Raw genomic sequence first — 15,095 nt, 5'->3', positions numbered from 1 at the left:
CTCATCCGCCAGCTCGCCCGGCAGCTCGCCGCCCGGCTCACCCGGCAGCTCGCCGCCCGGCTCACCCGCCAGTTCGCCGCCTGGCTCGCCTTCCGGGTCGCCGCCCACTTCGAGCGCCGTTGCCGAAGTGTCCGCGATTCTCTCTCGGGTGCCGGTCGGCGGCCCCTTCTCGCTGCATCTGGCCGGAGGCGGTCGCTTCGGCTCGGCCGCGTGGGCAGCCGTCCGCGGCGACATTTCCTACTTATCGCGATTTCGCGAGAACATCCGCTCAGCCCTCGACGCCGGCGGCTTCCCCTCGGACCCACGCCCCTACCAACCGCACCTCACCGTGACCTACCGGGTATCACCCGCCGTATTGTCCGCCCTGGACCGATATATCGGCCTATCGTGGACGGTCGACCGGTTCGCCCTGGTCGAGAGCGCGAACGGCGCCTACACAACCCTCCAGACCTGGCCCCTCTAGCGGTCTGCCCCTTCCCGCATCGCACGTTCCGCCTCGGGCACCCCGCGTGAATTCACCGCAGCGGCGAGGATCGCCTGGGCCGACGTGCGCATCAGCTCGGCTGCCTCCCGACGCGACAAACCGGCAATATCGGTCAGCCAGATCAACGACTCGATGCCGGTGGTTGCTCGGATCGCGATCGCCAGGCGGCGTACATCCAGGAAAGGATGCGACTCCCGCAACGGTGACAGCGCGTCCTCGATCCAGTCGATCGCCCGCCCCTGGCGCAACACCGGCTGCTCGGCGCCCGGCTCCAGCGACAGCCGCAACGACGTGCGCAGCTGCGGCTCCCAGTCGACGTTGATCCGGGCGAACTCCCGCAGCACCAGGTCGAGCCGGGTCGCGACGTCCGCGGGCGGCGCGTCGGCGGGTAGCAGCGTGCGCTGGGAGATCTCCGGGTGGGCGGCCAGCAGCAGGGCTCGCTGGCTCGGGAAGTAACGGTATGCCGTCGTACGAGAAATGCGCGCCTCTGCCGCCGCCTGCTCGACGGTCGGGCTGACACCGTCGGCCAGCAGGCGCCGCGTCGCCGCGACGAGGGCCTCCCGGGTCCGCGCCTTCTGATCCCGCCGGCCGGTCGCTTCATATGGTACTGGCATCGCCATAATGGTACTGTAGTACCATGGGACTTAAGTCCCACGAAGAGGTCGGAGGGCGTCATGGATCCCACGGTGGTCAGTCCGGAGCTTTACCGCGTGGTGCTGGAGAACGATCGAGTCCGCGTCCTGGCGTACCGGGATCGTCCCGGCGATCGCACCCGCCCGCACACCCATCCCGACTCGGTGATGGTCACCTTGTCGTCCTTCCGCCGGCGCATCACGTCGGGCGAGCGCAGCGTCGAGGTCGAGCTCGGCGCCGGCGAGGTCCGCTGGCTGGGCGCGCAAGAGCACTCCGGCGAGAACATCGGCGACACCGAAACCGTCTCGATCTTCGTGGAGCTGAAAGGCGATGGTCCCTCCCCCGACGGCGCCGCTTCGCTCGGCCCGACGCCCTGACTTTCGGTGCGGCCCTACCGCAGGGCCAGACCCGCCGCCTGCAACTCGCTCTCGACACGCAGCCGCTCGAGCTCGCGGTCCATGCCCTCGAGCGGTTCGAGGTGCTCACTGAGGCCGAGGCAGCGACAGGCAAGGCACAACCTCTGGTCGTACGCCCGGAGCACCGCCGCCCGCCATTTCTCCGACTGCCGAATAAGATCGCTGCGCCGTTGCACATCAAGCCGGCGCAGGTCATAGGCGATCTGCTCAATCGACGGCACGTCCGCCACCACCAGCGACGGCACCGGATCGTCCGACCGCAGCGCCCGATCGAGCCGCCGCAGAGCCCGCAGCTCGCGACGCCCCTCCCGGGTCAACAACCGGCGCACGACCCGCTCGTCGGCACAGAGAGCGGCCGCCACGACGCACGGCAAGAACAGCAGCGTCAGCAACGCCGCCAAAAGCACGACAATGTGCGCGATGGCCACGTTGAGACGCTAAAACGCCGCGATGCTCGCGCGGAATACCCGTTCAGCCGACCCGATCTGCCAAAACGAGACCGCCCCTGTGGATAAGGCCCCGAAAGTGTCACAGCCCTTCCGTATGTTGTCCCCCACCCAGTGTTTGGGTGGGGTTGCGTAACTGCCGCCGCCGTCGAGCGGGGGCGGCGCTCGGCAGATCGGGGTGGTGCTGGCCGGGCGGAGCGGTGCCCAGCAGGTGGCGAGGCGGTGCCGGCCGAGCGGGGCGATGCCCAGCAGGTGGCGAGGCGGCGCCGGCCGAGCGGGGCGGCGCCCAGCAGGCGTCGAGGCGGTGCCGCCCGAGCAGGGCGGCGCCCAGCAGGTGTCAAGGCGGTGCCGGCCGAATGGGGCGATCCCCGGCAGGTGTCAAGGCGGTGCCGGCCGAATGGGGCGGTGCCCAGCAGGTCGGGGCGGTGCCGACTGAACATGGCGCTGCCCAGCCGAACAGGTCGCTGCCGAGCAGGGCGGAGCGGTGCCCGGCAGAACACGCAACACCATCCCCCGCTAACGCACCGCCCAGCCGCACACCTGTGGACAGCGCCAGGAAATTGTCATACCCCGCGTCTACGTTGTCCCCCACCCAGTGACCGGGTGGGGTGCGTAAGGGCAAGGGCGCACTCCCGCCGCGAAACGACCCGCTGGCGCACTCCGGCCGCGGAACGACCGGCTGGCCCACTCCCGCCGCGGAACGACCGGCTCGCGCACTCCCCGCCGCGGAACGACCGGCGAGCGCCCACCAGGTACCGTCGAGCGCCATGCAAGGGGCGACGGTGTTCGGGGTGCTCGCGGAGCTGGCGCCCGCCGGTGGGGATCGGGTGCTCGATGTGACCCGCGGCAACCAACCCCTCGTCTGGCTCGCCGACGCCGAGCGCGCGCCCCGCCGGAAGGAGCTCGATCGGCTCGCCGCGCTCGACGCCCTGCACCGGGAGGAACGGCTCCTGCGCCGCGGCTGGGGCTTTCTGGCCGGCCGGGCCGATGTCGAGGGCAAGTCTCGCAAGATTCGGGTACCGCTGCTCAGCCAGCCGGTACGGCTCGAGCGCGGCCTCACCGGCTATCGGGTCGCGCCCGCCGGGGACGTCGAAGTCACGCCCCTGGTGGCCGATCGCGATCTGGCGGCGGCGCTCGAGGCGGCGCCGGGGCTGGCGGCGCCGGGCTGGCTCGACGCGATCGGCAGCAAGGCGTGGCTGATGTCGGCGGCCGAGGCGACGGGACTGCCGATCGACGCCCTGGTCGAGGACCATCGGCGCCTGCCCGACGACCGGGTCGTGCTGGTTGCCGTGGCCGGCCTGTTCGTGGCGCGGGACGTCTTCGGCGCCGGGCTTCAGGACAGCCTGCGCAGCTGGGCCGGGCGTGATGTGACCGGTACGGCGTTGGCGGCGATCTACGGCGAGGACGGCGCCGACCAGCACCAGGACGACCGCTCCCCGGTGCTGTCGCCGCTTCCGTTGACGGCCGCGCAGGAGGAGGTGGTGGCCCGGGCGCGGACGAGCCCGATCACTGTGGTGTCGGGGCCGCCCGGGAACGGCAAAAGTCACACCGTGGTGGCGGCGGCGCTCGAGGTGGTGCATCGGGGCGGCTCGGTGCTGGTGGCCACCCAGTCGCCGCATGCGGCCGAGGTGCTGGCGGGGCTTCTCGCGCGCTATCCGGGGCCGGCGCCGGTGCTCTTCGGGGACGCGGGACGCCGGGAGAGCCTGGCGGCCAAGCTCGCGGCGGGTGCGGAACAGGGCCCGGGCGAACGAGACCTCAGAGCGGATGTCGCGGCCGTCCGTCGAGCCGAGGACTCCGTACGCCGGAAGCGCTCCGAAATCGCCGATGCTCTCGGTTTGGAACACCAGGCGGCCACGCTCGCCACCTGGCAGCCGGAGCTGCCCGCCCTGGCCGCCGACGTGCCGGGCGCCTTCGACGACGACTTCGACCCCCGGCGGCTCGACCGCAGGGGACTGGCCGGATGGTGGGCTCGTCGCCGATTGCGGACGCGTCCCGGCGTACCCGCAAACCGGGTGACCGACGCCATCGCCGCCGCCACCGCGCAGCGTGCCGCCGCCCACCTCGCCGCCACCGGCGGCACCGACCTCGCCCCGCGCTGGATCGCCCTGCACGCCGCCGAGGCCGAGTTGGCCGCCGCGGTCGGCACCGCGATGCGCAACGCCGCCCGCAGCGAGAAGCGCTGGGACCGCGAGGCCCGGCGCGGCGCCGCCTCCCTGTCCGCCGCCTTGCGAGCGGGCCGGAACCGCCGACGCGAGCTGCTCGCGAGCCTGGACGCACCGCCGCTGGTCCGCGCCCTCCCGCTCTGGATCGGCACGGTCGCCGACGTGGAAGACCTGCTCCCGGCCGCGCCCGGCATGTTCGACCTGGTGGTGATCGATGAGGCGTCGCACGTGGACCAGGTGCGGGCGGCTCCGGTGCTGGCCCGGGCCCGCCGGGCGCTGATCGTCGGCGACCCGAGGCAGCTGCGGTTCGTCTCGTTCGTGAGCGACGTCGACGTGGCCGAGGTCCTCTCCCGGCACGGCGCCGACGAGCGTCTGGACGTCCGGCGGATGAGCACGTACGACTTGGCGGCCGGCGCGGCGCCCGCCACCTGGCTGGCGGAGCATCACCGCAGCACCCCGCACCTGATCGGCTTCTCGGCCCGCCGCTTCTACGGCGACCGCATCGAGGTCATGACCCGCACTCCGGCCGCCGAGGCCACCGACGCGATCGATGTGGTGAAGGTCCCGTCGGCGACGCTCGCGTGCGAGGTGGACACGGTCCTGAAGGTCGTCGGCGACCTGATCGCCGAGGGCCGGCGCGGCATCGGCGTGATCTCCCCGTTCCGCGCGCAGGCCGAGGCGCTGGAGGCCGCCCTGGTAGCCGCCTATCCGGTGGAGAAGATCGAGGAGTTCGGGCTGCGGGTGGGTACGGTTCACGCGTTCCAGGGCAGCGAGGCCGATACCGTCGTCGTCTCGCTGGGACTGCTGCCCGGGGACTCGGCCGGCCGGCGCCGCTTCGTGGCCGATCCACACCTGTTCAACGTGATGATCACGCGAGCGCGGCGGCGGCTGGTCGTGGTGACGGCGTTCGATTCTTCGTCCGGCTTGCTCGGGGACTTCTTGGATTACAGTTCCACGGTTTCGACTTCGGATTTGCCGGAAATGTCGCCCGAAGGGTGGGTGGCGGATCTTGCGGCCGAGTTGGCCGCGTTGGAGGTACGCGTACGGGCGGGCTACCGGGTCGGGCCCTGGACGGTGGACCTGTGCATCGGCGACCGCGAGATCCCGATCGGGGTGTTCTGCGGACCGCATCAGGATGGCGCCGAAGCCCACCTGCAACGCCAGCGTGCCCTGCACCGGTCCGGTTGGCGCTTGCTGGACGCCTTCGAGAGCCGCTGGTCCAGCGACCCCCGGCGCGGCGCGCTCGAGCTGGCCCAGGCTGTGGACAACGGTCCGGAATTGTCGTAGGCGGTCGCTAGTTTCGTCCCCACCCACTGAACGGGGTGGGGGACCAACGGGCGATCCGAGGCCCGACACTGCCTGCTGGGCCGGGGCGGCTATCGGGTCGAGCTGAGCGCCGGGGAAACGGGCTCGACCTCGAGCGAGCGCACCACACCCGAGGGCACCTGGCGCCGCGGGGCCTCATCGGCCGGGATCGGTGCGCCGCCTCCGGCAACCGCGTCCACCGGCGCCCCCTCGGTCCGCGCGCCTGCCGGCGTCTCCCCGGCGAGCGGCGTCTCCCCGGCGAGCGGCGCCTCCCCGGCGGGACGAGCCTTCGCGGCGCGACCATCGTCCTCAGCCACAACGGCCTGCCGGTGACCGGGGACGATCCGCACCCGCGGCCAAGGCCGGACCCGCACCACGATCCGATCCCCGCTGACCCGCAGCTGCCACACCAGCGCCACCGCGGCGGCGGCGAAGCAGATCAGACCCGCGCCCCAGATGCTGGACGGCACGCCGAAATGCTGGCCCCACCAGCCGACCACCGTGGCGCCGATCGGGGTCGTCCCCAGGAAGACCAGCACGTACAGGGCCATCACGCGGCCCCGGTACTCGCCGTCCACGCCCATCTGGACGCGGTGGTTCGCGGCCTGGGCCAGGAAGATCGAGAAGAAGCCGGTGGGCAGCAGTACGGCCATCGCGACCAGGAAGCTCGGCGCGAACCCGACCGCGAACTCGAGCAGGCCGAACGCCAGCGCCGAGCCCAGCACCAGGTAGACGCCGGGACGGGCCCGGCGCGCGCTGCCGGCCAGCGCGCCGCCGAGTGCGCCGACGGCCAGGGTGGTGGTGAGCAGGCCGAAGGAGGACGGGCCGGCGTGGAAGTTGATTTTCGCGAGGGCGGCCAGCGTCACCGGAAAGTTGAAGCCGATCATGCCGACGACCGCCATGAGGCTGATCGGCAGCAGCAGGTCGGGCCGGCGGCGTACGTAATGAAGCCCGTCCAGCACCCGGGCGTCCTTCTTGCCCACGGCGTCCTTGCGGTAGAGCTCGCCCGGCCGCATGCGCCAGTAGCTGAAGACCGGCGCGACCGCCAGCGCCGTCGCGATCAGGAAGACCGGGCCCGTGTGAAAGATCGCCAACGCCACGCCGGCCAGGGCCGGGCCGCTGATCCGGGCGGTGTTGAAGGTCGCCGCCGACAGCGCCAGCGCGTTGGGCAGCAGCGGCACCTCGACCAGCTCGGACACGAAGGCCTGCCGCACCGGCGTCTCGATGGCGTTTGCGATGCCGAGCAGGCCGGCGAAGAGGAAGACGTGCCACAGGCGTACGGCGCCGGAAGCGACCAGGATCGCGAAGATGATTGCGGTGATCGCGAAGGCCGCGTTCGCCGCGATCAGCAGGTGTCGCTTGTCGTAGCGGTCGGCGAGCCGGCCGCTGTAGAGGGTGAGCAGCAGCACCGGCACGAACTGCAGGGCGGCGACCGAGCCGAGCGCGCTCGGTGAGTTGCCGGACAGGTCGAGCACCAGCCAGTCCTGGGCGGTGAACATCATCCACACGCCGACCAGCTTCACGAGCTGGCCGGTGGCGAAGATTCGGTAGTTACGAATCTTCAAGGACCGGAACGTGGTATTCAGCACTGCCCGCACGTGGCTGCGCCTCCCTTTCGGCCGTACGCGTCATCGACATGTGATGAAGCACGGCGACCGAAGCCGGCGGTCAGGCGCGGGCGACCTGCTGCAAGATCTGTGCAGCCCGGACGAGCACGTCGCGGTCCTCGGCGCTGAGCGCGGCCAGCTGGTCGGCCAGCCACTCGTTGCGCGCCTTCTCGAACTGGGCGTACATCGCCCGCCCCTCCTCGGTGGCGGCCAGGATGACCTGCCGTCCGTCGGTGGGGTGCGGGGTGCGGACCACGAGGCCGCGATCCTCCAGCTTCCCGACGATCTTGGTCATCGTCGGGGGCTGGACCCGTTCGACGTCGGCGAGCTCCCGCGGGGTCAGCGCGCCGGCCAGTTGGAGGCTGGTCAGGGCGGAGAGCTGACTGAACGTGAGATCGCCGACCGCGCGGGTCTGCCGGACCCGCCGGTTGAGCCGCTGGATGGCCTCGCGCAGCGTCCTGGCCAGCTCGTCCGCTGTCCCTCGCTCCGTCGCCACCGGCAACTCCATCACGATACTTAGCCTAACTAATGAGCCAGGCTAACGACTATGGGAAGGCGTATGACCACCGTCACCGGGCGAGCGAGCCCGCCCGGTGGCGGAAAGTCTAGAGAACCCAGGCCTCGAGCGGACCACGCAGGAAGTACAGAACGAAGAGCGCGGCAACGCCGTACAGGATGGGGTGAATCTCGCGCGCCCTGCCGGTGGCGACCTTGAGCACGACGTACGAGATGATGCCCGCCCCGATGCCATTGGAGATCGAGTAGGTGAACGGCATCAGCGTGATCGCCAGGAACGCCGGCACGGCGACCGTGTAGTCGGTCCAGTCGATCTGCCGCACCGAGGTCATCATCAGGAAGCCGACCACGACCAGCGCGGTCGACGCCGCCTCGAACGGCACCACCTGCACGAGCGGCGCCAGGAACATCGCCAGCAGGAACAGCACGCCGGTGACCAGGTTGGCCACGCCGGTCCGCGCGCCCTCGCCGACGCCGGCCGCGCTCTCGATGTAGGACGTGTTGCTGGACACACTGGCCGCACCGCCGGCCGCCGCGGCGACCGAGTCGACGAGCAGGATCTCCCGGGTACGCGGCGGCATGCCGGACTCGTCGAGCAGCCCGCCCTCCTGGCCGATCGCGACCAGGGTCCCCATCGTGTCGAAGAAGTCGGTGATCAGCAGCGTGAAGACGAACATCACGCAGACCAGCCAGCCGGCCTTCGACCACGAGTCGAGCACGTTGAAGTGGCCGATCAGCGAGAGGTCGGGGCTGCTGACGATCTTCTCCGGCAGCTTCGGCACGTTCAGCGACCAGCCGTGCGGATTGGACACCGAGGAGCCGACGCCGGCGATGGCCTCGACGATGATCGCCAGGACCGTGCTGCCGAGGATGCCGATCAGGATCGCGCCCTTCACCTTGCGGACGAAGAGCACCAGCGTGAAGAGCAGCCCGACCACGAAGACCAGCGACGGCCAGCTCATCAGCGCGCCACCGAGACCCAGCTCGACCGGGACGGTGGTGTTCGCGGCGTCCGGCACGCGGTGCACGAACCCCGCGTCGACCAGGCCGATGATCATCAGAAAGAGCCCGATACCGACGCCGATGGCGGTCTTGAGCTGGGTGGGTACGGCCTTGAAGACCAGCGTGCGCAGACCGGTGAGCACGAGGAGGGCGATCAGGACGCCCTCGATGACGACCAGGCCCATCGCGTCGGCCCAGGTCATCTCCGGGGCGATCTCGTACGCGACCAGGGCGTTGACGCCGAGGCCGGCGGCGAGCGCGAGCGGGAAGCGGGCCACCACGCCCATCAGGATCGTCATCACGCCGGCGACCAGGGCGGTTCCGGCCGCGAGTGCCGCGATCGGCAGCTTGCCGCCCTCGCCGTCGGTCCCCGCCCCGAGAATCAGCGGGTTGAGGACGACGATGTAGGCCATCGTGAAGAAGGTCGCGAACCCGCCGCGGATCTCCCGGGAAAGGTGCGATCCACGCGCAGATATCTCGAAATATCGGTCAAAAGCGTTGCGTACGCCTGCATCGGTAGTAGCGGTCGACATGCAGGGCCCTCCGGAAACGTCGGATGAAACTCCTTCGCGCAGATGCTGTCAGATGGGGTGAGCTGCGCAAAGTCTCAGAGGCACCGGTCACCGTGAATGATCGTCGCGGACGTACTCTGTCGAACGTGACTCAGCCCAAGCCAAGGGTGGAACCGCTCGACCCGCCGATGGTCCCGTTCGCGATCGCCGGTCTGGCCGCCTTCGTGATCGCCGGCGTGATCGTCGCGCTCGCCGACGGCCCGGACAGCTGGCTCGACACCTGCATCGCCGGCTTCCTGGTCGGCATCCCGGGTCTGATCACGATGATCATCCACGACCGCAACCGGCGCCGCCGCCGCGCGCTCACCCACGCGACGTTCAAAGAGAACTAGCTGTGGCCGTAGTCCTCGGCCGGCTCCTCGTTCTCGACCGACCCGTGTCCGCGGCTGACCGCGACCGACTCGACCTCGCTGTCGTCGTAGACCGTCGGCAGCTCCTCGACCGGCTGCTCCGCGGTGCCGAGCAGCGCTTCGGAGTGCGCGCCGCAGCCGTGGTCGGCACTCACCGCGCGGCCGTCGTCGGGCGCGTAGAGGTTGCCGCAGACGCCGAACATCGCCCGTAGCGTGCCGGCCAGCGGCAGGTAGAAGCCGCAGGTGCCGCAGCGGGCGTTGCGCGGGGCGGCGGCCGAGATCGGCGCCTCCGGACCGGACTCCCCGTCGTACCACCGCTGGGCCGTCTCGATGCGGCCCTCGCGGGACATCACCCGGGACCGGCCGAGGCCCAGCTCCCAGCTGACCTCCTCGACCGCGGGGTCGTCGCTCAACACGTACCCCTGGGCCAGCCGCTCGTCGTCGGGCGCGGTCGGCATGAGGTCGCCCACGCCGAGGTCGCCGGGCTGCAGGCGCTCGTTCCACGGCACCCAGCCGGGCGCCATCAGCGCGTCGGGCCCGGGCAGCAGCACCGTCTCGCAGACCGTGACGTGCCGGCTGCGCGGCACCCGGGTCACGGTGACGGCCCAGCGCCAGCCGCGGTAGCCGGCGAGGTGGCTCTCGAAGAAGTGGGTCACGACCCGGTCGCCCTCGGCGATCGCCTCGAGGTGCTCGCCGATGTCGGCCGGGTCCACATCGGTGATCGCACCACGGGCCACCCCGACGGCATCGGCACAAACCTGGTCGAGGCGGGCGGCGCGCGCGGTGGTCCTGGTCGTCACCTATCCATTGTCCCCTACCGGGACAGGTGAGCCGCAGGGACTCCCCCGAATTCCGCGGTGCCGGAGGCGACGCGGCTCGCCCGCATCAGTCAGGATGGTTCCCATGCCGCTGCTTCCCACCCTCGGACGCACCGTCGGCACCGGGATCAAGGCCGCCCGCCTGCTGGTGCGCGGCTCCCTGCGCGGTGGGGTCTGGGCGACCCGCCGCGTCGGCACCGCGCGGGCGAAGGGCGCCGCCAACGAGATCGGCATGATCCGGCTCTTCGACCTGCACGCGATCTCCTGCGCCGGCGACACGCTCATCGCCATCGGCCTGGCCGGGACGATCTTCTTCAACGTGCCCCTCGGCGAGGCCCGCAGCAAGGTGGCGCTCTACCTGCTGATCACGATGGTGCCGTTCGCGCTGCTCGCGCCCGTCGTGGGTCCGCTGCTCGACCACTTCCGGCACGGCCGCCGCTACGCCCTCGCGGCGACCATGCTCGGCCGGGCGTTCCTGGCCTACGTGATCTCCGATCACCTTTTCGGGTGGGGCCTTTACCCGGCGGCTTTCGGGGTGCTTGCGCTTTCCCGGGCGTACGGCGTTGCCCGATCCGCCGCGGTTCCCCGGCTCCTGCCCGAGGGCGTCGGGTTGTCCCAGGTCGGCGCCCGGGCCAGCGTCTACGGCACGTTCGCCGGAGCGGTCGTCGCGCCGCTGGGCCTGCTCGCCTTCAAGATCGGACCGCAGTGGCCGCTGCGGGTGGCCACGCTCATCTTCGTGGTCGGCATGGTGATCTCGCTGGCGCTGCCCCCGCGCGCCGACTCCGACCCGCCCGAGGCCGTCCCCCGCCCGTGGCGAGCCGCCCTGGGCCTGGGCCGCAACGGCGACCGCCCGCTCTCCGGCAAGCTGGTGATCGCCACCCTGATCGGCAGCGCCAGCCTGCGCCTGCTCTACGGCTTCCTACTGCTGTTCCTGGCCTTCGTCATCATGGCCAACCAGCTGGACACGACGTTCCTCGGCAAGGACGTGGGCCGGCAGGCCGCCGTCGGCGTGGTCGGCGGCGCCCTGGCCGTGGGCACGTTCCTCTCCACCGCGGCCGGCACCCGCCTGCGCATCCGCCGCCCGCTGCCGCTGCAGTCGGCCGGCCTGACCATCACCGCCGGCGTCGCCGTGCTGGCCGCGCTCTTCTACAACCTCGCCACGGTCGCCCTGCTCGCCCTGATCACGGCCATCTTCAGCGGCATCTCCAAGCTGGCCATCGACGCGAGCATCCAGGAACGGGTCCCCGAGCGCCTGCGGGCCAGCGCCTTCGCCCACTCCGAGACGGTGCTGATGATCGCCTGGGTAGCCGGCGGCGCCATCGGCATCATCCCGCTCCCCGGCCGCCTCGGCATAGCCTTGGCCGCGCTGCTCGCGGTGGCCATGGCCGCCCGCGCCGCCTGGGCCGCCGCCCGCCTGCGCAACGAGCGCCTCTCCGGCCGAGCCGGCGACCCCGACGCCGAAAAGCCGGCCACCGAGCCCGCCACGGATTCCGCCGGAAAGCCCCAGCCCGCCGGAAAGCCCCAGCCCGCCGGAAAGCCGGCCACCGAGCCCGCCGCGCCGATCGACCCGTGGCCGGAGGCGCCCACCGTCCCGGTCCGTAACCAGCCCAACCCCTCGACTCCGCCCGTTCCCCCGGCACCCCGCGCACCCGCCGGCACCGCCACCCGGGCCCGACCGGCCGACCAGACGAAGATCGACCCTGAGCCCGGCCGATCCGGCGGCCGGCGATTCAGCTTCGGCTTCGGCAAGAACAAAAGCAGGGACACGGGCAAGACCAAGGGCAGGACCATGAGCGATGACACTCCGGTGACTCCGCCTCCTCCACCGGCGCCGGCACCCGAGCCCGTCACCAAGCCCGATCCCGCGTTGGCACCTCCCGGCTTCCACGTCTACCGGCCCTCGTCCGCGGAATCGCAGACCAACGGCGGCCTTACCGAGGACGACGACCGCTGATGACGTATCCGCTGCTGGTGGTCACCGCGGTGGCCGCCGAGGCCGAGGCTGTCCGCGCCGGGGCCGACCTCGCCCACGTCGTCGTCGAGCCGGTCGGCGTCGGGCCCGCGGCGGCCGCCGCCGGGACCGCCCGGCTGCTCGGGACCGGCCGCTACCGGGCCGTGATCAGCGCGGGCATCGCGGGCGGCTTCGCCGGGCGGGCGCCGGTCGGGGCGACCGTGATCGGTGTCCGCAGCATCGCCGCCGATCTCGGGGCGGAGTCGCCGGACGGGTTTCTGCCGATCGAGGAGCTGGGCTTCGGCTCGAGTGTGGTCGCGGCCGATCCCCTGCTGCTCAAGGGCCTCACCGCCGCGCTGCCCGAGGCCGTCGCCGGGGACGTGCTCACGCTGGCGACGGTCACCGGGACGGCCGCCACCGCGGAAACGCTCGCCAACCGCTTCCCGGATGCCGTGGCCGAGGCCATGGAGGGCTTCGGCGTCGCCGTCGCGGCCGCGGGACTGCCGTTCGCCGAGGTGCGGGCGATCTCCAACCCGGTCGGTCCGCGGGACCGGGCGGCCTGGCGGCTCAAGGAGGCGTTCGCCGCGTTGTCCACAGCTTCCGGCGCCCTGTGGACAGCCTGTGGATAACGTCACCGTGTGGGATGAGAGACAGCCGTGGCGGGGGGCGGCAGCCCGGTCCCGGGTCTAGCGTGGCCCTCGTGACGCTTTCACTCGCGGTCTCCCCGTGTCCCAATGACACGTTCGTCTTCCACGCTCTCGTGCACGGGCTGATCCCGGGCACGCCCGAGGTCAACCTGACCTTCGCCGACGTGGACGTCACCAACACGGCGGCCGAGCGCGGCGAGTTCGACCTGGTCAAGGTCAGCTACGCGGCGCTGCCCTGGCTGCTCGACGACTACGAGCTGCTGCCGACCGGCGGCGCGCTCGGGCGCGGGTGCGGGCCGCTCGTGCTGGCGCGTGACGAAGACCGCGACCTGACCGGCGCGACGGTGGCGGTACCCGGCGACCGCACCACGGCCTACCTGCTGTTCCGCCTCTGGGCCGAGCAGACGGGTCAGCGGCCGGGCAAGATCGAGGTGGTGCCGTTCCACCAGATCATGCCGGGCGTCGCCGACGGGACGTACGACGCCGGCCTGGTGATCCACGAGGCGCGTTTCACGTACCAGCGCTATCAGCTCGTCGCCCTCAAGGACCTCGGCGAGTGGTGGGAGGCGGACACCGGCCTGCCGATCCCGCTCGGCGCGATCCTGGCCAAGAAGGGCGTCGTCGACCCGGCCGCGGCCACCGAGTGGATCCGCAACTCGGTGAGCATGGCCTGGGCCAACCCGGCCGCCAGCCACGACTTCATCCTCGCCAACGCGCAGGAGATGGAGCCCGACGTGGTCAAGCAGCACATCGAGCTCTACGTCAACGAGTTCACCCTGGAACTGGGCCGGGACGGACTCGCCGCCGCCGACGCCCTGTTGCAGCGTTCGGCGGCGGCGGGTCTGACGCCGGCCGTGAAGCCCTTCCTCTGAGGGTCAGGCCTCGAACTCCTTCGCGACCGCGTGGACGAGCTGCGCGATCTTCTGGGACGTCTTCTTGTCGGGGTAGCGCCCGCGCGACAGGCCCGGCTGCACCTGCGACTCCAGCACCTTGATCATGTCTTCGACCATGCTGTGCAGCTCTTCGGCCGGGCGGCGCCGCAGCTCGGCCAGCGACGGCGGCGCATCGATGAGCTTGACGCCCATCGCCTGCGCGCCCTTGCGGCTGTCCACCACGCCGAAATCGACCCGCTGACCCGCCTTCAGCTCGGTCACGCCGGCCGGCAGCGCGCCCTTGGGCAGGAACACGTCACCGCCCTCATCGCTGGTGACGAACCCGAATCCCTTCGTCGCGTCGTACCACTTCACTCGACCCGTGGGCACCGCTGACCTCAACTTCACTCAATGGAAACAACCGCTCACCGCAAAGGCTACTGAAGCGGCGGCCTAGGACCCAACTGCAATCTCGCGCAGCAGCGCCGGGAACCCGGTGAGATCCGGCAGGACGTACGCCGCGCCGGCCGCCCGCAAATCCTCGGCACTGCACGGGCCGGTCGCCACGCCGATCCCGGGCACACCGGCGGTCCCGGCCGCGACCATGTCGGCCACGTGGTCGCCGACGTACCAGCGCACCCCGTGCTCGGTCAGCGCCGCCGCCTTGCCCTCGGCGAACAGGTCGCCGGCCAGCTCGTCGACGCGCATGCCGAGGTGGTCGAGGTGCATCCGCGCCAACCGGCCCAGCTTCGAGGTCACCACGACCACCCGCAGGCCGAGCTCGCGCACCGCGGCCAGCGCCTCGACCGCGCCCGGCGTGGGCACGCTCGGCGCGATGGCGTAGTCGGGGTAGAGCGCGCGATAGGTGTCGACCGCCTGCTCGACCTGGTCGGCCGGGAACCATTCACCCAGCTCGGCGCGCAGCGGCGGACCGAGCCGGGTGACCGCCAGGTCGGCGTCGACGAAGACGCCGGTCGTGGCGGTCAGCGCCCGGTAGGCGGCGTGGATCCCCGGCCGGGAATCGATCAGGGTCATGTCCAGATCGAAGCCGACCGCCGCACTCACGCGGGCGTGGACGGGATGTAGGTCAGGCGGTCCACCGGCAGCGGAAAGGTCAGGTCGTCGCCGAACGGCGACGGCGCGGCGGCCCGGTCGGCGATGAGCTCGGAGACCGCGTGCGGGGCCCGGTCGGGCGTCACGCCGGTCGCCGGACGCGACCCCGCGCCGCCCCGGACAGCGGTACCCGGCAACTTGTCTTGAGCGGCCACGGATCTCCCCTTCAGGTGTTCACGGAACCGGGCGCGTCGCCCGGAC

The 15,095-nt window shown here is 71.6% G+C and carries 16 protein-coding genes; 7 read left to right on the top strand and 9 right to left on the bottom strand.

Features of this window, described 5'->3' with window-relative positions; translation table 11 throughout:
- Window positions 1-127: 127 nt before the first annotated feature.
- Window positions 128-463 carry a 2'-5' RNA ligase family protein gene (locus tag ACQP2F_RS01900; protein WP_433300027.1) on the top strand — a complete coding sequence of 112 codons (336 nt, stop codon included), beginning with the start codon at window positions 128-130 and terminating at the stop codon, window positions 461-463.
- Here the strand turns inward: ACQP2F_RS01900 and ACQP2F_RS01895 are convergent.
- Entirely contained in the window at window positions 460-1,098 is a 639-nt protein-coding gene (locus ACQP2F_RS01895) for a TetR/AcrR family transcriptional regulator (protein ID WP_433300025.1), read from the bottom strand. The genes ACQP2F_RS01900 and ACQP2F_RS01895 overlap by 4 nt on opposite strands.
- 60 nt (window positions 1,099-1,158) lie before the next feature.
- Here ACQP2F_RS01895 and ACQP2F_RS01890 point away from each other — a divergent pair, with 60 nt between their 5' ends.
- Entirely contained in the window at window positions 1,159-1,494 is a 336-nt protein-coding gene (locus ACQP2F_RS01890; RefSeq protein WP_433300023.1) for a cytoplasmic protein, read from the top strand.
- A 14-nt stretch (window positions 1,495-1,508) separates the two neighbouring features.
- Here ACQP2F_RS01890 and ACQP2F_RS01885 read toward each other — a convergent pair whose 3' ends face one another.
- Window positions 1,509-1,961, bottom strand: coding sequence for a hypothetical protein (locus ACQP2F_RS01885; RefSeq protein ID WP_433300022.1), 453 nt, complete (start codon window positions 1,959-1,961; stop codon window positions 1,509-1,511).
- Between the two features lie 785 nt (window positions 1,962-2,746).
- On the opposite strand from ACQP2F_RS01885, the gene ACQP2F_RS01880 reads away from it, so the two are divergent.
- Window positions 2,747-5,428 carry a DEAD/DEAH box helicase gene (locus ACQP2F_RS01880; protein ID WP_433300020.1) on the top strand — a complete coding sequence of 894 codons (2,682 nt, stop codon included), beginning with the start codon at window positions 2,747-2,749 and terminating at the stop codon, window positions 5,426-5,428.
- Between the two features lie 89 nt (window positions 5,429-5,517).
- On the opposite strand, the gene ACQP2F_RS01875 is transcribed toward ACQP2F_RS01880, so the two are convergent.
- The 3 genes from ACQP2F_RS01875 to ACQP2F_RS01865 form a co-directional block, all read right to left on the bottom strand.
- Entirely contained in the window at window positions 5,518-7,044 is a 1,527-nt protein-coding gene (locus ACQP2F_RS01875) for an MFS transporter (protein WP_433300018.1), read from the bottom strand.
- A 70-nt stretch (window positions 7,045-7,114) separates the two neighbouring features.
- A complete protein-coding gene (locus ACQP2F_RS01870) occupies window positions 7,115-7,561 on the bottom strand; it encodes a MarR family winged helix-turn-helix transcriptional regulator (protein ID WP_433307309.1) in 447 nt (148 codons plus the stop codon).
- Between the two features lie 97 nt (window positions 7,562-7,658).
- On the bottom strand, window positions 7,659-9,104 hold the full coding sequence (locus tag ACQP2F_RS01865) for an NCS2 family permease (RefSeq protein WP_433300017.1): 1,446 nt from the start codon (window positions 9,102-9,104) through the stop codon (window positions 7,659-7,661).
- A gap of 167 nt (window positions 9,105-9,271) precedes the next feature.
- On the opposite strand from ACQP2F_RS01865, the gene ACQP2F_RS01860 reads away from it, so the two are divergent.
- Window positions 9,272-9,475, top strand: a complete 204-nt coding sequence (locus tag ACQP2F_RS01860) for a DUF2530 domain-containing protein (protein ID WP_433307307.1) — start codon at window positions 9,272-9,274, stop codon at window positions 9,473-9,475.
- Here the strand turns inward: ACQP2F_RS01860 and ACQP2F_RS01855 are convergent.
- The gene (locus ACQP2F_RS01855) at window positions 9,472-10,293 is read right to left on the bottom strand and encodes a DUF3027 domain-containing protein (protein ID WP_433300015.1); all 822 of its coding nucleotides are present in this window, start codon (window positions 10,291-10,293) and stop codon (window positions 9,472-9,474) included. The genes ACQP2F_RS01860 and ACQP2F_RS01855 overlap by 4 nt on opposite strands.
- A 103-nt stretch (window positions 10,294-10,396) precedes the next feature.
- On the opposite strand from ACQP2F_RS01855, the gene ACQP2F_RS01850 reads away from it, so the two are divergent.
- The 3 genes from ACQP2F_RS01850 to ACQP2F_RS01840 all read left to right on the top strand — a co-directional run bounded on the left by ACQP2F_RS01850 (window position 10,397) and on the right by ACQP2F_RS01840 (window position 13,781).
- A complete protein-coding gene (locus tag ACQP2F_RS01850) occupies window positions 10,397-12,265 on the top strand; it encodes an MFS transporter (RefSeq protein WP_433300013.1) in 1,869 nt (622 codons plus the stop codon).
- Complete coding sequence (locus tag ACQP2F_RS01845; protein WP_433300012.1) at window positions 12,265-12,891, top strand: futalosine hydrolase; 627 nt, start codon at window positions 12,265-12,267, stop codon at window positions 12,889-12,891. The genes ACQP2F_RS01850 and ACQP2F_RS01845 overlap by 1 nt, the downstream gene beginning before the upstream one ends.
- Before the next feature lie 71 nt (window positions 12,892-12,962).
- Window positions 12,963-13,781 (top strand): 1,4-dihydroxy-6-naphthoate synthase, encoded by an 819-nt coding sequence (locus ACQP2F_RS01840; protein ID WP_433300010.1) that lies wholly within the window; start codon window positions 12,963-12,965, stop codon window positions 13,779-13,781.
- 3 nt (window positions 13,782-13,784) lie between these two features.
- Here ACQP2F_RS01840 and ACQP2F_RS01835 read toward each other — a convergent pair whose 3' ends face one another.
- From ACQP2F_RS01835 to ACQP2F_RS01825, 3 genes are all read right to left on the bottom strand, one after another.
- A complete protein-coding gene (locus ACQP2F_RS01835; protein ID WP_433300009.1) occupies window positions 13,785-14,171 on the bottom strand; it encodes a cold-shock protein in 387 nt (128 codons plus the stop codon).
- Window positions 14,172-14,234: 63 nt separating this feature from the next.
- Window positions 14,235-14,816, bottom strand: coding sequence for an HAD family hydrolase (locus tag ACQP2F_RS01830; RefSeq protein WP_433300007.1), 582 nt, complete (start codon window positions 14,814-14,816; stop codon window positions 14,235-14,237).
- 26 nt (window positions 14,817-14,842) lie between these two features.
- Window positions 14,843-15,049, bottom strand: coding sequence for a hypothetical protein (locus ACQP2F_RS01825; protein ID WP_433300006.1), 207 nt, complete (start codon window positions 15,047-15,049; stop codon window positions 14,843-14,845).
- Window positions 15,050-15,095 lie beyond the last annotated feature (46 nt).

The organism is Actinoplanes sp. CA-030573, from assembly GCF_050951115.1.
In the GTDB taxonomy this organism is placed as follows: domain Bacteria; phylum Actinomycetota; class Actinomycetes; order Mycobacteriales; family Micromonosporaceae; genus Actinoplanes.
The sequence above is the reverse complement of the archived record's forward strand: the minus strand, read 5'-3'. Positions and strand labels throughout refer to the sequence as shown.

Coding starts and splice junctions, on each gene's coding strand:
- ACQP2F_RS01895 (WP_433300025.1), bottom strand. CDS start 1,098: ATGCCAGTACCATATGAAGCGACCGGCCGGCGGGATCAGAAGGCGCGG.
- ACQP2F_RS01890 (WP_433300023.1), top strand. CDS start 1,159: ATGGATCCCACGGTGGTCAGTCCGGAGCTTTACCGCGTGGTGCTGGAG.
- ACQP2F_RS01880 (WP_433300020.1), top strand. CDS start 2,747: ATGCAAGGGGCGACGGTGTTCGGGGTGCTCGCGGAGCTGGCGCCCGCC.
- ACQP2F_RS01870 (WP_433307309.1), bottom strand. CDS start 7,561: ATGGAGTTGCCGGTGGCGACGGAGCGAGGGACAGCGGACGAGCTGGCC.
- ACQP2F_RS01865 (WP_433300017.1), bottom strand. CDS start 9,104: ATGTCGACCGCTACTACCGATGCAGGCGTACGCAACGCTTTTGACCGA.
- ACQP2F_RS01860 (WP_433307307.1), top strand. CDS start 9,272: ATGGTCCCGTTCGCGATCGCCGGTCTGGCCGCCTTCGTGATCGCCGGC.
- ACQP2F_RS01850 (WP_433300013.1), top strand. CDS start 10,397: ATGCCGCTGCTTCCCACCCTCGGACGCACCGTCGGCACCGGGATCAAG.
- ACQP2F_RS01845 (WP_433300012.1), top strand. CDS start 12,265: ATGACGTATCCGCTGCTGGTGGTCACCGCGGTGGCCGCCGAGGCCGAG.
- ACQP2F_RS01830 (WP_433300007.1), bottom strand. CDS start 14,816: ATGACCCTGATCGATTCCCGGCCGGGGATCCACGCCGCCTACCGGGCG.